This window comes from Micromonospora andamanensis (assembly GCF_016863495.1).
Taxonomy (GTDB): Bacteria; Actinomycetota; Actinomycetes; order Mycobacteriales; family Micromonosporaceae; genus Micromonospora; species Micromonospora andamanensis.
This window is the reverse complement of record NZ_BOOZ01000097.1, coordinates 2501-5368: the sequence shown is the minus strand read 5'-3', so window position 1 is coordinate 5368 and position 2868 is coordinate 2501. Positions and strand designations below refer to the sequence as shown.

Here is a 2868-nt window from a genome sequence, read left to right as displayed (position 1 = left end):
TGTCCGGCGGTGTCCTACTCTCCCACACCCTCCCGGGTGCAGTACCATCGGCGCTGGAGGGCTTAGCTTCCGGGTTCGGAATGAGACCGGGCGTTTCCCCTCCGCCATGACCGCCGTAACCTTATCAACATGTCAAACAACACCAACACTGTCTGGTGTGTTGTTTGTTTGTTGTGAGTTACACAGTGGACGCGAGCAGAATCTTTGTAGTCAAGTCCTCGGCCTATTAGTACCGGTCAACTGAACCCGTTACCGGGCTTACATTTCCGGCCTATCAACCCAGTCGTCTAGCTGGGGGCCTTACCCACCCGAAGGTGGTGGGATACCTCATCTTGAAGCAGGCTTCCCGCTTAGATGCTTTCAGCGGTTATCCCTTCCGAACGTAGCTAACCAGCCGTGCCCCTGGCGGGACAACTGGCACACCAGAGGTTCGTCCGTCCCGGTCCTCTCGTACTAGGGACAGCCCTTCTCAAGTATCCTACGCGCACGGCGGATAGGGACCGAACTGTCTCACGACGTTCTAAACCCAGCTCGCGTACCGCTTTAATGGGCGAACAGCCCAACCCTTGGGACCTGCTACAGCCCCAGGATGCGACGAGCCGACATCGAGGTGCCAAACCATCCCGTCGATATGGACTCTTGGGGAAGATCAGCCTGTTATCCCCGGGGTACCTTTTATCCGTTGAGCGACACCGCTTCCACACGCAAGTGCCGGATCACTAGTCCCGACTTTCGTCCCTGCTCGACCCGTCAGTCTCACAGTCAAGCTCCCTTGTGTACTTGCACTCAACACCTGATTGCCAACCAGGCTGAGGGAACCTTTGGGCGCCTCCGTTACCCTTTAGGAGGCAACCGCCCCAGTTAAACTACCCACCAGACACTGTCCCTGAACCGGATAACGGTCCGAAGTTAGATACCCGAATCAACCAGAGTGGTATTTCAAGATTGCCTCCACCCATACTGGCGTATGGACTTCACCGGCTCCCACCTATCCTACACAAGCCGACTCAAATACCAATGTCAAGCTATAGTAAAGGTCCCGGGGTCTTTCCGTCCTGCCGCGCGTAACGAGCATCTTTACTCGTACTGCAATTTCGCCGGGCCTGTGGTTGAGACAGTGGGGAAGTCGTTACGCCATTCGTGCAGGTCGGAACTTACCCGACAAGGAATTTCGCTACCTTAGGATGGTTATAGTTACCACCGCCGTTTACTGGCGCTTAAGTTCTCCGCTTCGCCCCAAAGAGCTAACAGGTCCCCTTAACGTTCCAGCACCGGGCAGGCGTCAGTCCATATACATCGAATTACTTCTTCGCATGGACCTGTGTTTTTAGTAAACAGTCGCTTCCCCCTGCTCTCTGCGGCCATACAACGCTCCACCCGCGCGGGGCTTCACGTCTCCGGCCCCCCTTCTCCCTAAGTTACGGGGGCAATTTGCCGAGTTCCTTAACCACAGTTCGCCCGATCGCCTCGGTATTCTCTACCTGACCACCTGTGTCGGTTTGGGGTACGGGCCGCTCAGAACTCGCTAGAGGCTTTTCTCGGCAGCATAGGATCACTGACTTCACCTGAATCGGCTCGGCATCACGTCTCAGCCCCATACACCACGGATTTGCCTATGGTGCGGCCTACACGCTTACCCCGGCACAACCACCGGCCGGGCTCAGCTACCTTCCTGCGTCACCCCATCGCTTGACTACTACCCGCCAGGTTCCCACGCTCCCCACCATCGACCCGAAGGTCTCCGGCAGTTCGGATGGTTAGCACAACGAGGTTCATCAGGGACGCTCTTTCGCGGGTACGGGAATATCAACCCGTTGTCCATCGACTACGCCTCTCGGCCTCGCCTTAGGTCCCGACTCACCCAGGGCGGATTAACCTGGCCCTGGAACCCTTGGTCATCCGGCGGAAGGGTTTCTCACCCTTCTTTCGCTACTCATGCCTGCATTCTCACTCGTGCCGCGTCCACAACTGGGTCACCCCGCTGCTTCACCCCCGGCACGACGCTCCCCTACCCACCCACACACCTGCACACCACCCCGAAAGGCGATGCGAAGTCATTATGTGAGTGCCACAGCTTCGGCGGTGTGCTTGAGCCCCGCTACATTGTCGGCGCGGAACCACTTGACCAGTGAGCTATTACGCACTCTTTAAAGGGTGGCTGCTTCTAAGCCAACCTCCTGGTTGTCTATGCGACCCCACATCCTTTTCCACTTAGCACACGCTTAGGGGCCTTAGCTGGTGATCTGGGCTGTTTCCCTCTCGACTACGAAGCTTATCCCCCGCAGTCTCACTGCCGCGCTCTCACTTACCGGCATTCGGAGTTTGGCTGATTTCGGTAAGCTTGTAGGCCCCCTAGACCATCCAGTGCTCTACCTCCGGCAAGAAACACACGACGCTGCACCTAAATGCATTTCGGGGAGAACCAGCTATCACGGAGTTTGATTGGCCTTTCACCCCTAACCACAGGTCATCCCCCAACTTTTCAACGTTGGTGGGTTCGGCCCTCCACACGGTCTTACCCGCGCTTCAGCCTGCCCATGGCTAGATCACTCCGCTTCGGGTCTAGAACATGCGACTCAAACGCCCTCTTCAGACTCGCTTTCGCTACGGCTCCCCCACACGGGTTAACCTCGCCACATGCCACTAACTCGCAGGCTCATTCTTCAAAAGGCACGCCGTCACCCCAAAAGGCTCCGACGGATTGTAGGCGAACGGTTTCAGGTACTATTTCACTCCCCTCCCGGGGTACTTTTCACCATTCCCTCACGGTACTCGTCCGCTATCGGTCACCAGGAAGTATTTAGGCTTACCAGGTGGTCCTGGCAGATTCACGGCAGATTTCAGGAGTCCGCCGCTACTCGGGAACAC

General features: G+C 57.0%; 2 rRNA genes (1 of these 2 running past the window's edge). Both read right to left on the bottom strand.

What is annotated here, in order from left to right:
* Position 1: 1 nt before the first annotated feature.
* Positions 2 to 118: ribosomal RNA gene (gene rrf / locus Van01_RS32575) — 5S ribosomal RNA — on the bottom strand.
* 88 nt (positions 119 to 206) lie between these two features.
* Positions 207 to 2868: ribosomal RNA gene (locus Van01_RS32570) — 23S ribosomal RNA — on the bottom strand (it continues 447 nt past the right edge of the window).